The organism is Francisella philomiragia (assembly GCF_018135955.1).
Taxonomy (GTDB): Bacteria; Pseudomonadota; Gammaproteobacteria; order Francisellales; family Francisellaceae; genus Francisella; species Francisella philomiragia.
The window spans coordinates 1,910,650-1,932,495 of record NZ_CP063138.1; the positions used below are offsets into that span (position 1 = coordinate 1,910,650).

Sequence of the window (21,846 nt, forward strand, 5' to 3'; positions counted from 1 at the left end):
TTATTTAGTAGTATCTAAAATTGAATTAATAAAGCTTTTTATAGAGTCTTTAGGGATTCCATAAGTAATATAGAAGTTGTCATCAGTATCTTTATTATAGTTTTTCTTTATACTTTTAATTATATCTTTGGGAAAATAAACTAGATCAGCTAAGCCGTAATCAATAGCACTATTCTTATATGTATTTTTAGCAATAAAAATAACATTTTTTGAAGCACTTAAAGCTTGTGAACCCATAGAAGATTTATGTACTATAAAAATATTACTTAAAGTTGATAAGCATATAGTGGATGGGTTTTTTGAATCAGTATCAGCAATTACCATATTTTTAATATCTAAAATATTCTTTATATTTTTTTCAAATTCACCATTCGTTTTAGGGTGATAGCTTACTATAGCTATATAATTAGGCATATTTTTTATAGCTTCAGCAAAATTATAAAAAGACTCTTTATAATCTTCAGTAGTATCTCCCGCAAAAACAATAAAATTCTTCTTATAATCAATATTTAAATATTCTATTAAACTTTTTTTTGATGGACATTTTTTATTTGTTTTTTGCCACTCTATAAGGGAGGGATTACCCACGACTATAATATCTTTCGTAGATATATCAATTTTTTGTTTGAATGAATTCTTTGTTTTTTCTGCAACAATAAATAATTTGTCTAGAGATTTATTTTTAAGAGTATTTATAAAGCTGGATGTATAATAATTAGGATCATTTTTTGGATATGGATCAAAGTTATCATAATAAGCAACTTTTTTAACATTATCAAAGCTATTAAGTATTGCTGCTAGCGAGCCACTAGACATACCACTGATTATAATATCAGGCTTATATTTTAAGCTATTTTTTAGGCAGACTATATTATTTTTACTTATTAGATTAGATCTATCTTTTATTAAATAATCATTATCAAACTCTCTTAAACAGTTAATATCTTTTATCAGATTATCTTTGAACCTATCTCTAGATTTTCCAATAGCTATAATTTCATAATTTATTTTTCTATTAGATAATTCAGGCATTAATTCTTTAAAAGCATTTGCATCGCCGTAATCATAGCTTAAAAATAAAATATTAGTTGCATAAGAAGTATTTAAAAAAAGTGTTATAAAAGTAACTAAAAATAATTTATATTTCATGTTGATTACTATTTATCAAAAACAACCATTCTATGGTATTTTTAATATATTAGTCAATTTTTATCCCTGCAGATTATTTTATTGATTAAAATCTATTTATTAAGAATAATATATTTGTTTTTGGATACAAATCTTAAAAAATAGGTGAAATAAAATTATGAAAAATACAAAAAAACCTAGTCTATTTACTGCTATAGCATTAAGTGTCGGTACTATGCTTGGTAGTGGATGGTTATATGCTTCTTATTATGCCTCACAAGCAACAGGAGCTTCATCAATTTTCTCATGGATTATAGGAGCTTTTGTAGTTCTTTTAATGGCTTTCTTATTATCAGAACTAGCTGTTAAATATCCTACAAATGGATTATTTACGCGATTAGTAACCATATCGCATAATCAGCATTTTGGTTTTGTAACAGGATTATCAAACTGGATGCTAGGGCTTATAATTGTACCGTCAGAAGCTATGGCTACAACACAATATATTTCTTCTATATATGAGCCAATTACTCCTTATGTATTTAGCAATGGTGAACTTACTTTTGTAGGTGTTTTGGTAGTTGCAGTGTTTATGCTATTGTATACTTTAATAAACTATTGGGGTATCAAATCTCTATCAAAAATCAATAACTCACTAACATCTATAAAGATAATCATACCCATAGCTACATCTGTGATAATAATGATAGCAGCATTTCATTCAAGTAATTTTGGTGGTGAAAATGTTAAATTTATGCCAGATGGAGTTAGTGGTATTTTTAATGCTATTGTTACTTGTGGTATATTTTATTCATTTTTTGGATTTCAGATGGCAGCTAGTTTCTCAGCAGAGCTAGATAATCCTAGAAAAAATATTCCAATAGCATTAGTTAGTAGTGTATTGATAGTATTATTCATATATTTATTATTACAAATATCATTTATTGGTGGTGTACCTGAGAAAATGCTAGAGAATGGTTGGGGTGGCTTAAATTTTGAATCTCCTTTAGCTCAATTAACAGGAATATTAGGTTTAAATGCTTTAGCTTTGGTACTTTATGCAGATGCTCTGATTAGCCCATCAGGAACAGGTATTATCTATCTAGGTGCTAGTACGCGTATGCTAAATGAAATGTCAAAGGCAAAACAAATGCCTGGTTATTTTGCTAGAGTAACTGAGGGTGTAAACGTTTCGCGTACTTCATTAATTTTTTCATTTATATGCTCTTTGATTTTGATATTTTTCTTTAGAAACTGGCAGATGATAGCTTCTTTAACAACGACTTTTATATTAGTATCATGTATAGCTCTACCTATTGCATACGCAAAAATCAAAGCAAACAAGGTTGATCCTTTACCTTTGAGCTATCTACCTTTTTCTAGAACTATAGCTTTTTTAGTATATATGTTTTTGACATATTTGTTGATGATTGCAGGAGTACTTAACTTAGTTGTTGCATTAGTTCTCCATATAGTGTTTTTCTTAATATACGCATATATAGATAGCAAAGGAGATTTTTCTAAAATCACAAAAGCATTTGCTTCATCATGGGTTATTTTTGCATACTTAGTATCTGAATTAGTATTTGGATATATATATGAAAATATATCTTCTTATAACTTATTTACGCTAGTATTTGTAGTTATATCTGCTATTTTATACGTTTTATTGATAAATCAAAAAAGTTATACAAACATTAAAAATTAAGGCTTTATAACCTTTATATTAAACTCTTTTCTAATTTCTGAAAGAGGTATATTTAGATATTCATCATAATTATACCAATTCCATTTTTTAGACATTTTATAAGCTCTAAATATAGTTAATAAACATACAGGGATATAGCTAAGAGTCACTAAATAAATGATGATAGTATACTTATACTTTCGTTTATAACTATTTATAACAGTTTTATAATCAACATGGCTAAGAAACTTTTTATAACCTTTGAGAGTGACATTAGTACCTACTAAAGTCCAAGTGTCATTTATAGCTTCACCTCTAATTTCAAAAGGAATAGTTCCAAATAAAATATGTGTGATATCATGATTTCTAAACCATTTGCTAGCTTCATCATGTCCATCATTTGAGTTTAGGAAAGAGTAATTTTTATTATATTCTTCTAGACTCTCGTGTAATGTTAATTTACAGTTTTGTTCTAAATACTGCATTATCTAAATTTTAGAAAAAAGAATTTGAATATATAGATATTATAAGACATAAATATAGTAATTAGTTATGAAAAATAGATGTCCGAAGATTTATTCAGCAGAGTTTTCCTTATTTGAATCACAACATTTACTAGCTTGATTTTTGTTACAAGGACAGTCACATTTGGGACCACAGCCACAGTGGCCTTTTTTATGGTATTTAGCGGCAAATAGTACTAAAACGATAGATATAACTACAAGCCATGTATTTTCGTGTACAGAACCAGGAAATATACATAAAATTAGCGTTATAATTTTCAATGCGACAGCAACTCCTAATACTGTTAAAAAGACAGCTAACGCACAAAACCAAAACTGCTTACAGCAAGAATCATTTTCTTTAAATGGACATTTCATTTGTATTCTCCTAAGATTTTTAATGACATTTATATTTTATCAAAGAAGTAGTGATCTAGCATAGAAAATAATAAATCATAAATAATGATTAGTGTTTAGTTATATAGTTAAGGCTAACAGCAGATAGGATGATAATTAAAGATATCCAAACAGTTATGTTAGAAGGATCATGGTTGATTAATATACCAAAGATAACTCCAAACAAAGGTACTAAGTAGTTAGTAAAAGAGGTAAAAACGGGACCAGCGACTTTTATCAAAGAAGCATAAAGAAAATATACAATACCAGCACAAAATATACCTAAATATACTAAAGAAGATAGTGCAAAAGTAGAAGAATGAATGCTGGCATAGCTTGGCTTAAATATAATCAGTAAGATAGATAACTGTAAAGTTGAAGCAATAAGAATATTTCTTGAAACAATAATAGGATTATCGTGGAAACAAGATTTACTTAAAAGTAATAAAGCTAGCGCAAAGGATGTAGTTGCTAATAGTATTGCTAATATCCCATATATATTTATTGAATGATTGTCAGCTACTAAATTTGGATAAAATAATATTAATAAACCAATAAATCCGACTGAAATACTTAAAATATTAGCAAAAGTTATTCTAGAATTAACTACTAATGGTCCAAGCAAAACAACAAAAAAAGGCACTGTTCCAGTCAGAATAGCAGTAATGGATGGACTAGTGAATTTTTGACCCCATGGTATTAGCATAAAAGGCATTGTAGCTTCAAGAAAAGCTATTAAGGAGTAAATAGCAAAATCTTTTTTGAATGATTTGGATTTTAAACCTAAAAAATAACAAACAAAACAAAGAATCAAACAACCAATAAATGATCTAGCAAAAGCGATCAAAATTGGTGGGAAATGTTCGATAGCTTCTTTTTGAAAGATAAATTGTGAGCCCCAAATAAGTCCTATAGCAAATAGTAAAGAATATTTTTTAATCATTTTTATAAATATCTTAAATTAATAATTGATGACTATTCTATAAAATATTTTCACAAAGCATAAACTTTTTATTGTAAAAAATGTTCGTTGCATGTTTACATTTTCTTAGTTAGAGTTATTACTAAATAGTTTTATAAGAAAATATCCATATGAAAAAATTTTTGATTACTTTTATAACTGTATTGTCATTTAATTCAATAGATGCAAAAAATTTAGAGCTTATGCAACAAAATATCCAAAACGCAAATCAGAATACAGACCAAATTAGCAGCGAAAACAGACAACAAGTATCTAATCAGTCACAGCAGCTTTTCAATAAATATAAAAATCAAAGTTAGTAGTTAGGCATATTTGATAAAATCAAAAAATGGTTTGTTACCTTGGGTTTTATTAGTAAGTAATGAACTTTGCTGTCTCTGTACAAGAGGAGTAGCGCTAGAAGTTACATTTCTATCGTTTATCAAGGTACAGCTGCCTAATAATGTAATAATGAGAGCAAAAGTTAATATTTTTTTCATTAAAATCTATACCTGAGTTCTTATATATAAATAATAACTATTTTAAATTATTATTCAAAAAAAATGAATACAACTGGTGGCGGCGGGATACAAACTATCAGCCACAACCCTTTATTTATATACACTCAAATTTAAACTATTAGTTCTAGTATGTATTTGAGTATGTATCTTTATATTTTTTAGTATGTTATTTAACCAAAAAACTAAGGGTATTATAGCGGTAATTAGATATCTTTTCTAGGATATCTGTCAGGGTCGCCTAATAAACCAGTTGCTAGACTTCTTTGTAGTAGGTCGTATTCCTCTTGATAGTCTATTTGTAAACCTGCTTTTCTTTTATCCCACTGTTTGAGCTTAGCGACTGTATTAATAGCCTGTATCTTTTCAGCCATAGTACTATCATCACTATCTATAATCTCATCTAGTTTATCTAAATACTTTTGTCTAGTATTAAAAGCTCCTAGCATTTCCCTTTTTTGGATAGTTTCTATAAACTCTGCTACTTTTTCATGTTTGAGCAATTTGCTAGCCTCGTTATATATAGTTTGCTCTTTCATGTTTTCAGTATCGTAGGCTTGTATATATGCCTCTGTAGCGTTTCCACTCTGTAAGTAGTATTTGCAAAACTCTAATTGTTTAGCTGTTAGATTATTAGCCATATAATTAAGTAATAGATAATTTTGATAATAGATATTATATCAGCTGTTAGATTGTCTGATTTTAGCTTTGAAATAGTATTTTTTATTTTCTCTAACACATCCAACACAATTAACACAACATAGCCAAAAGCATTGATATATAAAGGTTTGAGCTGTGGGGTAGTGCTAACACATAAAAACATGATTTTAACACAACTTTTATTTATACCCTTGTGTAAACCTTGCTATATTAGAGTTATAAGAAGTTAATTAAGTTCCTATTGAATTTACAGATTAATGATTTAACTATTACGCTATAGCCTACTCCATGTTGGTTAGCTGTGTTTTTAAGTTGCTGTAGCTCGTTTTCATTAAGTCTTAATGTTATTGGTATAGTTTTGGTTTTAAAGTCTATATTGTGGTTTTGCTCTCTCATATCTTTATACCTTGCTCTTTTTCTACTAACTCGCCATTAATTACTTTGTATCTCTCGCCTGTTCTTTTATTACCAAAGACAAAGCTATCCCAATCTACCCTTACTATATATTTGCTCTTATCAAACCATCTATATTTAGCCATAGTTTGAGTTTCTACATTATCGGGTAATGTATAACCATGTTGCCATGCTATCGCCTCTATAGTCATTTAAATAGCCTCCATATAGTCAAATAACTTGATAAGTCTTTGTTTAAGCTCTGATTTCTTAATACTGTTATCTTGATACTCTCTATCTGCTACATCTCCAAGCCCAAAAAGTAAATCAAGTAATAAACCTAAATCTTTACCTAGAATATTCAATAAATACATAGTTGTTATTTCTTTTTCTTCAGCTGTACCTTTTGTTAATATATGCTCTAAACCATAAGTATATAAGGTTTCGTATATTTCGCTTATTGATAAGTTTTCTATAGGCGTGGGCTTTTGTATTTTATCCATTTTTTAACCTTACTTTTTGTATATTGATTGTCATTATAAGTATTACATTTTGTTAGTTATGTAATGTTAGAAGTAATTATATAATGATATAAATTAGGCTGATTTTTATATAGTTGTGTTATTTTTATGATTTTGTGTGTTAAAGGTCTAACATATCCCAAAGCCTTTGTTTAAAAGGTTTCTAGGGTGGTTGTGTTAATTGTGTTGGTTGTGTTAAGGAATTAGAAAAAAGATATTATAACCAGTCATATTTAATATATTTAACTCCTTGTTTGTCAGTTTTCTTTATATGGTGGTATTGCTCTAATATATCTAAAGATTCTTGTACTAGCTCTTTGTCCAAATCTCTAAAGCTATTTTTACTTCTAGTAATATCGCCAATACTAAAACCATTTTTCTTTTTTAACTTAGTTTTGATATTAACAATCTTTTTGGCTAAATCTAACGACTTATTGAAATTATAGCCATAGAGATAATCTGCACAATCATAGAAATAATCTAATGTAGTTATAACCTTTTGTACTACTTCTTTACTTATATGGTCGCTATTGTCATTATCTGCTAGATGATATATCAAAGCCAAAGCATGAAAAGTATTAGTAGCTTTACCTAGATACTCTATCATTAAATCACTCTGGCCACTCTCATTTTTTACTTTTTCATTATTATTAAACCAGTTAATATATAGGCTCTTGGCTTCGGTTGTATAACTGTATTTTTTAGGCTCTGCTTTTACCTTTTCATTATCAACTATATTAAATCTTTGCGGGATATTCTTTAGCTTATTAAGTAAGTTTATATACTCGCTTTTTATGCTAAAATCTAGTTTAGTATCTTTATATATTCTTTGCTGTTTTTCAGCTATAGGGATTAATTGAAACCTAGCTAACAAGCCACTACCATTATATTTATTGGTAAACTCTAATAATCTTTGAGTTTGTACCCCACCAATAATAGATATTGTTACATTTTCTATATATTGAGTACCCCTAGATATAGTTTTACTCTTAAAGCTTCCATTATTATAAGCCTCTACATAAAGTTTATGGTCTTCTATCTTTTCACTTTTAATAATTGATTGTATAAAGTCCATAAGCTCATCAATTTCTAATATTAAACCGTTAGGGCTGTCATCTGCTAACTGACTTAGTAAAGCTTCTTTAGTAGCTGTATTAATACATATTTCCCTAGAATATGGTTTTATTGGTTTGAGCTTCTTAGAGGCTTCTATTCGCTCTTTAATACTCTGCTTTTGCTCATCTTTACAATCTTTAAGTTTAGACTTTAATTTTTTTAGCTCAATATCGTATAACTCTAATAATGTTTGATAATTAGCATAGTCTTTTAAATAATCATCTAAAAGCTGTTTATCTATTTCTTTTATTGGTTGCATAGGCTCATTAATGCTAGGCGTTTTGCCAGTTCCACTATCGCCAATCAACATACCCCAAAGAATAGAGTAGGCTTTTCTATCATCAACATCTAAACAAACTTTATTACCTAGTAAACCAGCTATACTAACTAGACATGAAGTAGCTATATACTGTCTAGGCTGTTGTATTGCATTTGCTAAGTTATCTACATAATTAGCTATAACTTTTGGTAAGCAATCAATATTAAATATTGGTAGCTCTTTTCTATCGCTTGGTAATGGTAAAGGCTTAGGCTGTACTATATCTTTTTGCATCTCTAAAATATTCATTTCTAAAATTCCCCTATAGTCGGTATGTAGTCGTTCCAATCAGATAAACCGTTTTGTTTTTCCTCATCTGTTAACGGTGGAGGATTGATATATACATTAGGGATACTATTAGCAACCTCCTTAGCTTTTTGAATACCTACCCCGCTTAAGTCATCATCAGCCCATATCTCTAGTTCAGCCTCAGGATATAAGCCATAGAAATAACTAATAATAGGTTTTAAACCATTACAATTAAAACAAATTATTACGCTGTACAAATGGTCTAACCTTTGACTTTTTGCAAATCTTAAAACACTCAAACCAGTGGCTAAACCCTCTACAAAAATAAACTTTTCATTTGATGATTTATTTAGCATTAGAAAACTACTGCTAGCATTAGAACCCTTGTAGAATTGTTTAAAGCCGTTAGGTAGTATCGTTTGTATGCTCTGTAGCTTCCCGTTAAAAGGCTTATTTATCCCAATACATGGGATAATCAATTTATCATTATCTTGTTTGATAGCTTCATGACTTTTAATACCCTTAGCGACTAAATACGGGTGGCTATCATCTGCACTTGGTAAAGATAAATAATAACTTTCTAACTTACTTGCTAGCTCTTGCTTACTCTGTAGCTCTGCTTTTTTTTGCTGTTGTATCTTGTAGCTAGTTTCTTTTTTATTATGGTAGTTATACTGATTGTCATTATCTATATAATTGTATTTCTCGCCTGTTTTCCAGTCGCCAAAGACAAAGATATTATTATCAATATTTTTTAGCCATAAATCTTTATTATCTTTATTTTTATTAATATCTTTAAATCTAATCAGCTCATCTAAACCTATGTTATAATTAAAGCTATTAGGTAATGAGTATCCTATATCTGATACAAAATCATTAAATTTAGTGATATTCATTATCTACCCCCTAGCTTCTATCTTTGACTGTATCCAGTCGTTTATATCAGCTTCCAGCCACCCTACACTACTACTAGATAGATTAATCGGTTTAGGGAATTGGCTATTACTTATCCATCTATAGATAGTACTTTTGCTAGTTCCTGTCAATTCTACTACTTGGTTTAATCTTAATATTTTTAAACTCATATCTTTATAACCTTTTTCCTTAGTTATCAATTAATGTTTAGTTTTAATTGCTGCAGCAACTAAAGATTAGCACTGTTTAAATACTGCTGATTTAGCATGGTACTTGCTATAAATGATAAGGGCTTTTTTGAGTTTGAAAATATGCCAATAATGCCACTATTTATATGCCACTATATGCCATAGTTATTGTATGTATTGAATTATAAGGGTTTGAGATATGCCACTACTTTTTTAGTTTGTAGTGTGTTTGGATAAGGTTATTTAATACTCTTATATCATGGTCTTTTAAGTCTTTATAATTTTCTTTAAGCCATGGCTGTATATGATTAGTAGATTGTATTCTAATATTGTCATTAGATAGTCTTTGATACTCACTATCAAAAGCCAAAATAATATCATTATATGGCTTCAAAGCTTCACTATATTTATAGCTATCATCTTGATTAGTAATTGGCTTTGGTTGGTGGTTTTTATCTATATAAGGTTCTAAACCTAAAATATTCTTATAAGTGAATATAAAATCTTTTGTATCAACTTCATATATATCTGCATTTTCTTCTATATAAAGTTCAAAATTTTGTAATGAATTATAAACATCTCCAGCATCATAGTTTATACCAAAGTATTTAAATATTAAGGCTAATTCCTCTAGGTTTAAAATACTTCTAGATAAATATTCTTTTATTAGATTTTTATTTGGTTCTAATTTATCGTATTCTTTTGCTAGCTTAGACCATGGTTTATCAGGCAATATAAACAATAACTTTTCTTTTATGTATTTTTGTATTTCGGGATGTTTAGGGAATATCTCAATAGATGATAAGTGCTTTATTACTTCATATTTTTTAAATAGAAGTCTATCTATAAATATTGAGTTAAATTTACCCTTAGAAACTGCTCTATATCCATTTTCTAAACTGATATTTATAGCTTGTATATAACCATTAAAGTTATTATTGTCATACTCTAAAAAGGGCTCTACTATTTCTACATAATGTATCCAATCATCAAAAGTACTAACTCCTTTTAAAACATCATTTAAAAAAGCTTCATCTTTATTTCCTAAAAAATCGACTGCTAACTTATCCTCATTTATTTGAAAATAGAATTTTAGTTTAGAGTTATTATTAAAAGCTATACTAGATAATTTTTCTATACTAAGTAAGTCACCATAAATTAAACTTAATTCATCATAACTAATATAATCACTATTATTAAGTATGATTTTTATATCAATATCATTTATAGTAGCAATCTTATATCTCAGTCTTGTTAAATAATCTTCATAAGGGTTTTTAAAATTGATTTTATGTTTGCTCTCCAAACATTCTCTTATATTAAACCTATCAACAATACTCTTTGTTTCAAACCATGCCATATCTAAATCTTCAAATGAATTTATATTATAATCACATTCTAAAATATCTTCAGTAAGATAAATTTCAAGTATGATTTGTTTTGTTTCATCTATACTTTTAGATAATTCTATAAAATTAAACAATACATCTATATCTGATATAGTTAAATAACTTTTAGATAATATGTGTTTGACTTTGATATTTGACAAACCAATACCCCCATAGTATCCCCAAAATATTAAGCATTGCCAAAATACTTGGGCTGTATTCTTTCGGGAGCTACCCTAGACAATGCCAACCTTTTAAATTAACTTACTTCCATATTAATAATATTACTATTTGCTTTAACATCATCTACATAATCAGCCCATAGCTGTAGCATTTGGCTACGCTCTAATAGAAAATCATTTTTATCATAGATGTTATCTATAGCATTTTCTTTACTATGGCTTAATATCATTCTGATACTATCACTACACCAATTATATTTACTTCTAATACTACTTATATATGTTCTTACTGACTTTCTAAAGCCGTGTGTATGCTGTTTTGGTTTATCTGTACCATTGTAGCCTAGTGTATCTCTTAAAGCCTTTGATAAGCTTTCTATAGTAATATGTTTTTTCTTACTTAATGAGTGAAATACATACTCAAAACCGCCGTTATATTCTTTTATTTCCATTAGCAATTTATAAGCCTGTTTACTTAGTGGCTGTCTAAAATCTCTGCTCATTTTCATATTATCAGCTGATATAAATACAAAAGGTATTTTTTTACCATCTATATTAGTTTCTTGTATGTCTTCCCATTTCATACTTACTATATTATTTGGTCTAAAGCCAACTAGTACTGCAAGCTTTAAAGCCATCTTTGTATTATATTGTCCTTTGTAATTATCAATATCATTAAGTAGTTGGCTAAAGTTGTATTTGTCTTCTACGGGCTGTATAAACTCAAAGCCTTTAGGGTCTTCTTTTTCCGCTTGTATATCTCTAGCAATGTTATATTTTAATATCCCTTTACCAACTGCATAAGTAAAAATCATATTTAATAAGTTTTTTATTTTTCTTTGATTGCTAGGGGTGGTAGTTTCTAATATTCCAGCTAATTGGTACGGCTCTATATCGTTTATATTGAATGTTTTTAAACTTGGTAATATAAACCTATTGTATATAGATAAGTTTCTAGTATAAACCTCTTCACTTTTCCAGCCGTGTGGTTTGCTAGGGTGCTTAGTTTCAAAAGCCTTAGCTGATACTATAGAAAAAAGATTATTATCTTGATACTTGGCTTTTTCTTTTTCTAGTTTAGGGTCTTTTCCATCTGCTAATATTTGGCTATATTTAAATGCCTCATCTCTAGCCTGTTTTAAACTTATTGCGGGATAACTTCCAATACCTATAGTAGTTCTTTTGCCGTTAAGAGTGTATAAATAAAAAAAATACTTATTATCATTTTTATCTATTTTTATGTTTAATCTATCGCCTAAAGACATAGTTTTTATATCTTTATATTTTAGGCTCTTTACCTTGCTATCAGTGATTTTAGTAGCCATAGATACATACTCGGTTAAGTGATTATGTATCTAGTATGTATCTTAGTATGTATTTTTGCAAGGGATTTATTAATACTGATTGGGACTATATAAAACCATAAAACTAGCTAAGAGTATTGATCTTAAAGGGTTTTTGATACTTATTGAAACTGTTTGAAAATACTTTTTGGTGGAGGCGGCGGGACTTGAACCCGCGTCCACAAACTCTCTATCCTTGGATCTACATGCTTAGGCTAATCTATTTGAGTTTAGCTTGACTATTCCCCAATTAGCCAGGGTAATAGTTAGCGAGTCTGTTAAATACAGCCTGAACTTCCAGACAAAAAGCAAAGACCGTCTTATGCGGAATATGAACGGATGTAAAGATAGTGTCATAAGAAAGACTATCATATCCGTGCGTCTCTAGGTTATTAAGCTAGACTAGGCAGCTTTAGCAACAGCAGCAAAGTTGCTGTCGTTAGCCGCTACGCGGTTTGCTTTTTTGTTGCCAGTTATTATTGGCATTTGTACTGTTATTAACGAGGTTACGGTACTTCCTCGACATGCACCTTAGATTTTGACATTCATGTCGAAACCATATTCGCCCCCATTTGGGTGGATACAATTTATACTTTATTATGATAAATGTCAAATCTTAAGTATGACTCTAGAATAAAACATAGATAGCTGAAGATAATGCCACAATACCAACAAAAAGTATGAAACCATCAGCTAGTAGATTTTTATATTGCTTTAAATATTTGATTTTATAGATACTATAGATAGGCATAATAAATAGTATTACAGCCAAAACAAGTCCACCAATACTAGATATCATATCAAGTATATTCGGGTTTAAGTAAGCAACTAACCAACATGACAAAAACACTATAGAAAGTGTAATTGGTTTTATAGTTTTTTGACTGATTGAGTTTTTTGAGATTTTGCAAACTATACCATCTATACCTTCTTTTGAGCCTAAATAATGACCAAAAAAAGACTTACTCATAGCTACTATAGCAACCAATGGGGCTATATAGTCTAAAGAATAGTTATCAAAATGGTTTGCTAGATAAGATAATATTGAAACATTCTCTTCTTTAGCAGTCATTAAGTCATCTGGAGATAGAGTTAACATTGAGCTAAACACAAATATAACTACTGTAACAATCATTAAAATGTTACTAAAAGCAATAATTCTCGATGCTTTTTTATCGGCATCTTGCTTATATTTAGTTTTTGCATAAACAGCTAACGATGAAATAATTGGCGAGTGATTAAATGAGAATATTAGTATCGGCATGATTATCCATATAGCTAATAAAACACCCGAAAAAGAGTGATTATACTCAAAGCTATTGCGTAGAATATTAATATTCCAGTATGGAATCATCCATAGTGAAAGCACTAATAATGCTATGATGAATGGGAAGACCAAAAAGCTCATTACACGAATAATTAGTTTCTGACCAAAGTTAATTATAAATACTAACGAAAGTATCGTAAAAAAGCTTAAAAGGAATCTATTTTGTATATCATAGTGGAGCTGATATTTAAAAAAGCTAACTAGAGTATTTGTAATACCAACGCTATAAACTAATAGTATCGGTAATATGGCAAATAGATATAAAACATTAAAAATAATACCACCAAACTTACCAAAATAGTCATCAGCGACTACAGTAATGTCAGAATCAGTATTTGGGTTAGATATTACAAATCTGCACAATGCTCGATGTGACAAAAACACCATTGGAAAAATAAAAACTAATACTACAAGTATTGGTATAATTCCTGAAATTCCAGTTTGAATTGGTAAAAAAAGTATGCCAGCGCCAATAGCCGTACCAAACAGGCTAAGTGACCACATAAAGTCTTCATTTCTTTTCATAGTAAATATCTAGTTAAAAATATAAAAATAGTATTTACAGAAAGCTATATTCAGCAATCTATAAACTAAGTTCAAAAATAATTAATAAAATTTAATGTAAAAAGAAGAGATTGTCAAAAAAACAAAGCTATAAATATCTAATTAAATTTAGTTTTGTGACTTTAGAAGTAATGATAATAGAGACATTCTGATAGGAACACTATATTTGATTTGTTCAAAGTATTTTGCACACTCAAGCTCATCAATAGATCTATCCATTTCATCAACTCTTGGTAGAGGATGAAGGATTATGAAGTTACTAGAGGCTGAAATATGCTTTCTATCTAAGTAGCATAAATCTTTATTTTCTAAATAACTCTCTTCATTTGGAAATCTCTCTCTTTGAACACGAGTTACATATAGTACATCTAAATCTTCTAAGACATCACTATTTACTTGTTCTAGTTCTATGAAAGAATTGCCATTTTTTTCAACAAAATCTCTAAGTTTCTCTGGTATTTGCAGTTCTTTTGAAGATATAAATTTAAATGTAGCATTATATTTAGCTAGGATATTGGTTAGAGAATGAACTGTACGACCATATTTCAGATCACCTAAAAAACCAACTTTTAGGTTATCAAGAGAGCCTTTCTCGGAATAGATAGTATATAAATCAACCAATGATTGAGTAGGGTGTTCATTCTCACCGTCACCAGCATTTATCACAGGTGAGTGAACATATTTTGAGAACTCTTCAACACTGTGAGGCTTAGGATGACGCATAACTATGATGTCAGCATATTGATCCATCATTCTACCTGTGTCATCAAGGGTTTCGCCTTTTTGAGTAGAGCTAGAAGCACCATTTTCTAATGATATAACCTTACCACCAAGTCTATTCATAGCAGACTCAAAAGAGAACCTTGTTCTAGTGCTTGGTTCAAAGAAAAGAGATGCTAATATTTTGCCTTCTAAATCTTTGATAGGCTCTGAATTAGCTAGTTTATTTTTATAAATATCAGCTTGATGAAATAGTTTATATAAATCATCTTTGGTAATTTGATCGCCTCGCAGAAGCTTTTGAAATGATAGCATTTTGATAGCATCCTTCTTTTATGTGTAAAATAGTTCAATATTGATTTAATGGTGAGATATCATTTTCTTTATAGCTTGACTCTCATAATAATCTTGTGCAACTGCAGTTTCTATAAATTCAATATCAAGACTTGTATATTCTGTTACAGCTTTTTTAATTTCACTTAATTCTACATTGAAAAACTCTTTGCGTTTATTTTTCATATTTAATCTGGAGTTATCAAATTTATCATGTAATCGCTTTTCTAACTCAGGAGCGTTATTAGTATGAATCATTGCATGAATATCAAAGACAAAAGGAACAGAGGCGTTGCCAAGTTCACTAACTCTATCATTAGGTTCTAAACGACGAGTCATACCAATTTTATAAACATTTTCCCCAAAAGATCCTATATTTGAAATAACATATACATGTCCTTGTTTTGTTTGTTCTGCCATTGATTTTAAACGCTGATGTTTTTCTATTATTTCAGAGATTTTAATATTTAATTCAGTTATTTTTTCCTCAAGCTTTACTCTAGCACTATCAGAAGCTAACTGTAGTTCTTTTCTAGCAGTATCTAGAGCTTTTTGATAGATTTTTTGTTCTTTAAGTGCTTCAGCTTCAGCTTTTTTAATTTCAGCTTCAACTTTAGCTTCTTCTCTCATTTGAGCTTTGATTTCTGCTTGTTCTTCTTTTTCTTTTTGTTTTTTTACTTTATATTCGTATGTTAAATGTAGTTCTTTTATTTTTTCCTCTATATAAATATCTCTAATTTCTATATATGGTACTTGATTTAAGCTATTAATGTATTCACTAGATTGATATATACGCTCCTTCATTTGTTTAAAATTTTTCCATGTACAAGATGATATGATTACATCACATTCATTGTTAAACGCTCTAATAATTAAGCGTATTGTTTTGTTCGTTTGTTTTTTACCTTCAGATTTAGAGCCATTGATATACCAATTATAGTCAGCATATATTGCGCCATTTTCACTTTTATCACGCAATAAAGCTTTTTGACGCTCTTTGCATGCTCTAATTTCCTCTTTAAAACTTTCTGATGTTTCAAAATCAAATTGTGGTTCATAAAAACCTAATTCAATTAAATCTAATTCATCTTTAAATGTTTTAATAGTTTTTCTAAGCGCATTAAGCTTATTTCTCTTATTGTCACATTCTAATTTCAAAAGTTGAATTTCATCTCTAATTTTTTTATTCTTTGCAAGAATAGAATAATTATCAGACTCTAATTGTATTTTTATTTTTTTATATTCTTCTTCAACATCAATTATCTTTGAATATTTGGTGCTTAATTCATCTATAATTTTAGATTTTGAATAAATATCCTCATTTAGAATATTTATTTTTTTATGTAAATCAACAAGTTCTTTATTTGAAGTAGCTAGTTCTTTATGCTTTTTTAGAGCTGTTAGTGCCATAAGTAAAATTAAGGCAACAAGAATAATTAAAACTGTAGTGTAAATCAAAAATACATGCATTAAATAATCCTCTAACTATTAATCCACTCTTTAACAGTTTTAACATCAAAATCATTGTTGATTTTGCGCATATCTCTAACAGCGATAACAAAAGCCTCAAAAGCACCAATTGTTGTTACATAAGAAACTCTACTCATAATAGCAGCTCTTCTTAATGCTAAGCTTATTTTTAGCTCTTGTCTAATTGATGTATTAACAAGTAAATCGACTTCGCCTGCTTCAATAGCTTTGACAGTACTGTGTACTTGATTATTACCGATATTATCCGAAGCTTTATCAAAAAGCTTACACTCAATACCATTTTCTTTTAAGAAGCGCTCGGTACCTTTTGTTGCAAAGATGTTAAATCCTAGTTCTATCAGCTCTTTAACAGGTTCTATTATTTTTGGTTTATCAGCGTCACTTACAGATATTAGAATATTTCCTTTTAGAGGTAGTTTATTAAAAGACATCTCTTGAGCCTTATAGAATGCTACTCCAAAAGATCTATCCATACCCATTGCCTCACCTGTAGATTTCATCTCAGGGCCTAAATAGCAGTCTACATCAGCAAATCTACCAAATGGGAATACCGCCTCTTTGACAGAGAAATGTCTAGGGATAGGGTTATTTAAGATAAATTCAGATAGCTTCTTACCAAGCATAAGTTTAGTAGCAATATTTGCGATACTATTACCTGTTGCTTTTGCTACAAATGGTACAGTTCTTGATGCTCTTGGATTTACCTCAATTACATACAACTCGCCATTTTGATATGCAAATTGGACATTCATTAGACCTATGACATTTAGTTCTCTAGCTAACTTGATAGTTGCTTGTTTAACTTCTTCGATTTGCTCATCCGATAATGAACGAGTAGGGATAGAACAAGCTGAATCTCCAGAGTGAATACCTGCTTCTTCAATATGCTCCATAATGCCTGCGACAAATACGCGATCACCACCATCAGCTAAAGCATCAACATCTAGTTCAGTTGCATTTTCGAGGAATTTGTCAATCAAAATAGGGCCTTCAAGGATACATTTAGCATTAGTTTTAATATATGCATCAAGTTCTTCTTTTGAATGAACAATCTCCATTGCTCTACCACCTAATACATTAGAAGGTCTTACAACAACAGGATAGCCAACATTGACAATTTTCTTCTTAAGTTCATTAATAGTATAGGCAATAGTATTTAGAGGTTGTTTCAAGCCAACTTTATCTAGTAGTTCTTTGAATCTTTCTCTATCTTCAGCTAGATCAATTTTATCTGGATCTGTACCTAGTATAGGGATGTTGTTTTCATGAAGAGCTGATACAAGTTTCAATGGAGTTTGACCACCAAACTGTACAATTACACCTAGCACTTCGCCTTTACGCATTTCATTTTTGATAATATCAAGAACATTTTCAGCCATCAATGGTTCAAAGTATAATTTATCAGAAGTATCGTAATCTGTAGAAACTGTCTCAGGGTTACAGTTAATCATGATAGTTTCGATACCTTCTTCTTTGAGAGATTTAGCAGCATGAACACAAGCATAATCAAACTCAATACCTTGACCAATACGATTAGGACCGCCACCTAATATTATAACTTTCTTTTTGTCAGAAATTTCTGATTCACAGTCGCGTACGATTTCTTCGTAGCTATAGTGCTCATAAGTTGAATATAAATAAGATGATTTAGAGTCAAATTCAGCGGCACAAGTATCTACTCTCTTAAAAGTAGGGTAGATTTCTTTACCAAATCTAAAGTTTCTAATATATCTCTCAGTTCTACCAACAAGCTCAGCAATTTTCGCATCAGAGAAACCTAGATTTTTATAAACAGAGAATTCTTCTTTGCTATTTGGTAGACCTGTTTTTTTAAGCTTCTCTTCAGCATCTACAATAATTGCAATTTGTTCAATAAACCAAGGATCTATTTTACAAGCATTATAAATTTCTTGTTGAGATATACCATATCTAAGAGCCTGAGCTACTCTTAGTATTCTCATAGGAGATAACTCTTCTAATGATTTTAGGATAGCTGCTTGGTTTTCTTGTTTGGTATTTGACTCACTTACACCTGCTATTTCGACTTGATCAAGACCTGTTAAGCCAGTTTCAAGTGATACCAGAGCTTTTTGTAAGCTTTCTGTGAAAGATCTACCAATTGCCATAGCCTCACCAACAGACTTCATCTGTGAAGATAGATTTGATGGTGTAGTAGGGAATTTTTCAAATGTAAATCTAGGAATCTTGGTAACGATATAGTCAATAGTTGGCTCAAATGATGCCGGAGTAACTTTTGTAATGTCATTATCAATCTCATCAAGAGTATAGCCAACAGCTAGTCTAGCAGCTACTTTTGCAATAGGGTAACCAGTAGCTTTAGATGCTAATGCAGATGAGCGAGATACTCTTGGGTTCATCTCGATTACAACAAGCTTTCCAGTTTCAGGGTTTACAGCAAACTGTACATTTGAACCACCAGTCTCTACACCTATCTCTCTAAGTACAGCGATCGAAGCATCGCGCATGATTTGGTATTCTTTATCTGTTAGAGTTAATGCTGGAGCTACTGTGATACTATCACCTGTATGGATACCCATTGGGTCGATATTCTCAATTGAGCAGACAATGATTGAGTTATCAGCTTTGTCACGGATAACTTCCATTTCGTACTCTTTCCAACCTAATATTGATTCATCAATTAGTACTTCATTTGTTGGTGATAGGCTTAGACCATTTTTGACAATTGATTCAAACTCTTCTTTTGTATAAGCGATACCACCACCACTACCACCAAGTGTAAATGATGGTCTGATAATAGCAGGCAAGCCGATATCTTCTAGAGCCTTATAAGCTTGCTCCATCGTTTGTACTACAACGTTTCTAGGTACTTCAAGACCAATTTTTGCCATAGCTTTGTTAAATCTTTCTCTATTTTCTGCTTTGTCGATAGAGTCAGCTTTTGCACCAAGCATTTCAACATTATATTTTTCTAAAATACCAGCTTTGTCTAATGCTAAAGCACAGTTAAGCGCAGTTTGTCCACCTACTGTAGGCAAGATTGCATCTGGTCTTTCTCTAGCAATAATTTTGCCAACACTCTCAACCGTAATTGGCTCAATGAATATCTTATCTGCAGTTGTTGGATCTGTCATGATTGTTGCAGGGTTTGAGTTTACAAGATAGACTGTGTAGCCATCTTCTTTCAAAACCTTACATGCTTGAGTTCCTGAGTAGTCAAACTCACATGCTTGACCGATAACAATTGGACCTGCACCTAAAACTAAAATACTTTTTATATCTGTTCTTTTTGGCATTTTATTAATTCCCTTTTTTACTTTCTGCTATCATCTCAGCAAATTCATTAAATAGATATTTACAGTCATGCGGACCAGGTGAGCTCTCTGGGTGATACTGTACCGCAAAAGCTGGTCTGTCTTTGAATCTTAAGCCCTCAACTGTACCATCAAATAGTGAGCTCATATGAATCTCGATATTATCTGGAACTACATCATCACAAACCACGAAACCATGGTTTTGGCTGGTAATAAGAACTTTTTTAGTATCGGTATCGAGTACTGGTTGGTTTACACCACGATGACCTTTGTGCATTTTTTTAGTTTTTAGACCAGCAGCTAGAGCTAGTAGCTGGTTACCTAAACATATACCAAATATTGGCATCTTAATTTCTAGAAGTTTTTTGATAACTGGCATAGTGTAGTCAGAAGTGGCAAATGGATCTCCAGGACCATTTGATAAAAACACCCCATCAGGATTGTGTTTCATAATATCTTCATAAGTACTATCAGCAGGTACTACAGTTACCTTAAAGCCAGCATCTACTAGATTTCTTAAGATATTATATTTGACACCATAGTCGATAACTACAACACTATACTTATAGCTTTCTTGCTGTTTGTACACTTGTTGACCTAGTGAGAATGTATGTTCATTCCAGTCGTATTCTCTATTTGTAGTTACACTGATTGCAAGGTCTCTACCGTTTAGGTTTGATTTGTTTTTGATACGCGATCTAACGTAGTTTGCATCTAGAAACTCGCCTGGTTTGACCGAAAGTATAGCAACTCTTACCGCACCTTCTTTGCGTACTTTACGTACGATTGCACGAGTGTCTACACCACATATACCAACGATATTTCTATTTTTTAGCCATGTATCTATATGTTTTTTTGATCTGAAATTTGATGGGTTAGTTAAATTCTCTCGTACGATTAAACCCTTAGCAAATACACCTAGTGACTCGTTATCTTCATTATTTATACCTACATTACCTATATGGGGAAATGTAAATGTGATTATCTGACCAGCGTAAGATGGGTCTGTAAGAGTTTCTTGATAACCTGTCATTGATGTATTGAAACAAATTTCGCCGTCTGTCCAACCACGAACTCCTATTGATCTACCAAGATAGTATGTACCATCTGGAAAAACCAATATAGCATTAGTCATATCGTTAGCTAATATCATAATAAAAACAACCTTTTTGTGATGAATTGAATTGGAAGAAAAAATATTTGAAAAACTTTTCTGTCATTACTTTTTACAAAGTTAATAGGCAAATTGAAAGTATTGTAGGCATTCGAGACCTATATGTAAAGGCTGTTTTCTCAAGTTTTGACTAAAGTTGATTTTGGTCTAGTTTTAAAGCTATTTTTATACTACAATTAATTTTTATCTCTTTTGATTTTTCACTTTCATAGTCTGCAAATACCTATTATAAAAATACATATTAAATATCTGCTGTAGGAATTGTGATATTTGGTTTATGCTTGTGCTAGATATTCGTAGGAGAGTTTTTGGGAAATTTGGTGTAAAAAACTATGCTAATTGCATAACAGGAGGTGGAAAAGAGTTAGAACTCATACCACTAACTTTATATAAACTAAAACCAAAATTTAAAGTTGCTAAACTAATTGTGATTACGAGGATTGCTTTTTTCATTTTTAATTACCTTTTTTATTATGT

Annotated in this window: 21 protein-coding genes and 1 other RNA gene; 2 read left to right on the top strand and 20 right to left on the bottom strand. The window is 30.3% G+C overall.

Annotation, left to right across the window (positions count from 1 at the left end; genetic code table 11):
* Complete coding sequence (locus IMS64_RS09270; RefSeq protein ID WP_211490514.1) at window positions 1–1,149, bottom strand: glycosyltransferase family protein; 1,149 nt, start codon at window positions 1,147–1,149, stop codon at window positions 1–3.
* A 157-nt stretch (window positions 1,150–1,306) separates the two neighbouring features.
* On the opposite strand from IMS64_RS09270, the gene IMS64_RS09275 reads away from it, so the two are divergent.
* Window positions 1,307–2,836, top strand: coding sequence for an APC family permease (locus IMS64_RS09275; RefSeq protein WP_211490515.1), 1,530 nt, complete (start codon window positions 1,307–1,309; stop codon window positions 2,834–2,836).
* On the opposite strand, the gene IMS64_RS09280 is transcribed toward IMS64_RS09275, so the two are convergent.
* From IMS64_RS09280 to IMS64_RS09290, 3 genes are all read right to left on the bottom strand, one after another.
* Window positions 2,833–3,300 carry a hypothetical protein gene (locus IMS64_RS09280; RefSeq protein ID WP_211490516.1) on the bottom strand — a complete coding sequence of 156 codons (468 nt, stop codon included), beginning with the start codon at window positions 3,298–3,300 and terminating at the stop codon, window positions 2,833–2,835. The two genes, IMS64_RS09275 and IMS64_RS09280, sit on opposite strands and share 4 nt — an antisense overlap.
* Before the next feature lie 90 nt (window positions 3,301–3,390).
* Window positions 3,391–3,696, bottom strand: coding sequence for a hypothetical protein (locus IMS64_RS09285; RefSeq protein WP_004286827.1), 306 nt, complete (start codon window positions 3,694–3,696; stop codon window positions 3,391–3,393).
* 88 nt (window positions 3,697–3,784) lie between these two features.
* Entirely contained in the window at window positions 3,785–4,657 is an 873-nt protein-coding gene (locus IMS64_RS09290) for a DMT family transporter (protein WP_150463363.1), read from the bottom strand.
* A 149-nt stretch (window positions 4,658–4,806) separates the two neighbouring features.
* Between IMS64_RS09290 and IMS64_RS09295 the strand changes: the two genes are divergently transcribed.
* Window positions 4,807–4,995, top strand: coding sequence for a hypothetical protein (locus tag IMS64_RS09295; protein ID WP_211490517.1), 189 nt, complete (start codon window positions 4,807–4,809; stop codon window positions 4,993–4,995).
* A 404-nt stretch (window positions 4,996–5,399) separates the two neighbouring features.
* Here the strand turns inward: IMS64_RS09295 and IMS64_RS09300 are convergent, their stop codons facing one another.
* From IMS64_RS09300 to IMS64_RS09890, 16 genes are all read right to left on the bottom strand, one after another.
* Window positions 5,400–5,834 (bottom strand): terminase small subunit, encoded by a 435-nt coding sequence (locus tag IMS64_RS09300; protein WP_211490518.1) that lies wholly within the window; start codon window positions 5,832–5,834, stop codon window positions 5,400–5,402.
* 235 nt (window positions 5,835–6,069) lie between these two features.
* Complete coding sequence (locus tag IMS64_RS09305) at window positions 6,070–6,249, bottom strand: CopG family transcriptional regulator (protein WP_211490519.1); 180 nt, start codon at window positions 6,247–6,249, stop codon at window positions 6,070–6,072.
* Window positions 6,246–6,458 carry a hypothetical protein gene (locus IMS64_RS09310; RefSeq protein ID WP_211490520.1) on the bottom strand — a complete coding sequence of 71 codons (213 nt, stop codon included), beginning with the start codon at window positions 6,456–6,458 and terminating at the stop codon, window positions 6,246–6,248. The genes IMS64_RS09305 and IMS64_RS09310 overlap by 4 nt, the downstream gene beginning before the upstream one ends.
* Window positions 6,459–6,749, bottom strand: coding sequence for a hypothetical protein (locus IMS64_RS09315; RefSeq protein ID WP_211490521.1), 291 nt, complete (start codon window positions 6,747–6,749; stop codon window positions 6,459–6,461). It abuts the gene before it with no gap.
* A gap of 235 nt (window positions 6,750–6,984) precedes the next feature.
* A complete protein-coding gene (locus IMS64_RS09320) occupies window positions 6,985–8,451 on the bottom strand; it encodes a DUF3987 domain-containing protein (RefSeq protein ID WP_211490522.1) in 1,467 nt (488 codons plus the stop codon).
* A gap of 2 nt (window positions 8,452–8,453) precedes the next feature.
* On the bottom strand, window positions 8,454–9,347 hold the full coding sequence (locus IMS64_RS09325) for a primase/helicase family protein (protein WP_211490523.1): 894 nt from the start codon (window positions 9,345–9,347) through the stop codon (window positions 8,454–8,456).
* 3 nt (window positions 9,348–9,350) lie between these two features.
* Window positions 9,351–9,536: a helix-turn-helix transcriptional regulator gene (locus tag IMS64_RS09330; RefSeq protein ID WP_211490524.1), complete on the bottom strand. Its 186-nt coding sequence runs from the start codon at window positions 9,534–9,536 to the stop codon at window positions 9,351–9,353.
* Window positions 9,537–9,759: 223 nt separating this feature from the next.
* The gene (locus tag IMS64_RS09335; RefSeq protein WP_211490525.1) at window positions 9,760–11,103 is read right to left on the bottom strand and encodes a hypothetical protein; all 1,344 of its coding nucleotides are present in this window, start codon (window positions 11,101–11,103) and stop codon (window positions 9,760–9,762) included.
* Between the two features lie 98 nt (window positions 11,104–11,201).
* On the bottom strand, window positions 11,202–12,449 hold the full coding sequence (locus tag IMS64_RS09340) for a tyrosine-type recombinase/integrase (RefSeq protein ID WP_211490526.1): 1,248 nt from the start codon (window positions 12,447–12,449) through the stop codon (window positions 11,202–11,204).
* A gap of 167 nt (window positions 12,450–12,616) precedes the next feature.
* Window positions 12,617–13,037, bottom strand: a transfer-messenger RNA (tmRNA) gene (gene ssrA / locus IMS64_RS09345).
* Between the two features lie 58 nt (window positions 13,038–13,095).
* On the bottom strand, window positions 13,096–14,319 hold the full coding sequence (locus tag IMS64_RS09350) for an aromatic amino acid transport family protein (RefSeq protein ID WP_042517159.1): 1,224 nt from the start codon (window positions 14,317–14,319) through the stop codon (window positions 13,096–13,098).
* 147 nt (window positions 14,320–14,466) lie between these two features.
* Complete coding sequence (gene pyrB / locus IMS64_RS09355; protein ID WP_211490527.1) at window positions 14,467–15,393, bottom strand: aspartate carbamoyltransferase; 927 nt, start codon at window positions 15,391–15,393, stop codon at window positions 14,467–14,469.
* A gap of 45 nt (window positions 15,394–15,438) precedes the next feature.
* Complete coding sequence (locus IMS64_RS09855; RefSeq protein ID WP_244972906.1) at window positions 15,439–16,881, bottom strand: SNIPE associated domain-containing protein; 1,443 nt, start codon at window positions 16,879–16,881, stop codon at window positions 15,439–15,441.
* A gap of 11 nt (window positions 16,882–16,892) precedes the next feature.
* Window positions 16,893–20,177, bottom strand: coding sequence for a carbamoyl-phosphate synthase large subunit (gene carB / locus IMS64_RS09365; protein WP_042517164.1), 3,285 nt, complete (start codon window positions 20,175–20,177; stop codon window positions 16,893–16,895).
* A gap of 4 nt (window positions 20,178–20,181) precedes the next feature.
* Window positions 20,182–21,348, bottom strand: coding sequence for a glutamine-hydrolyzing carbamoyl-phosphate synthase small subunit (carA, locus tag IMS64_RS09370; RefSeq protein ID WP_211490528.1), 1,167 nt, complete (start codon window positions 21,346–21,348; stop codon window positions 20,182–20,184).
* 351 nt (window positions 21,349–21,699) lie between these two features.
* Window positions 21,700–21,822 carry a hypothetical protein gene (locus tag IMS64_RS09890; protein WP_267906257.1) on the bottom strand — a complete coding sequence of 41 codons (123 nt, stop codon included), beginning with the start codon at window positions 21,820–21,822 and terminating at the stop codon, window positions 21,700–21,702.
* Between the last annotated feature and the right edge of the window lie 24 nt (window positions 21,823–21,846).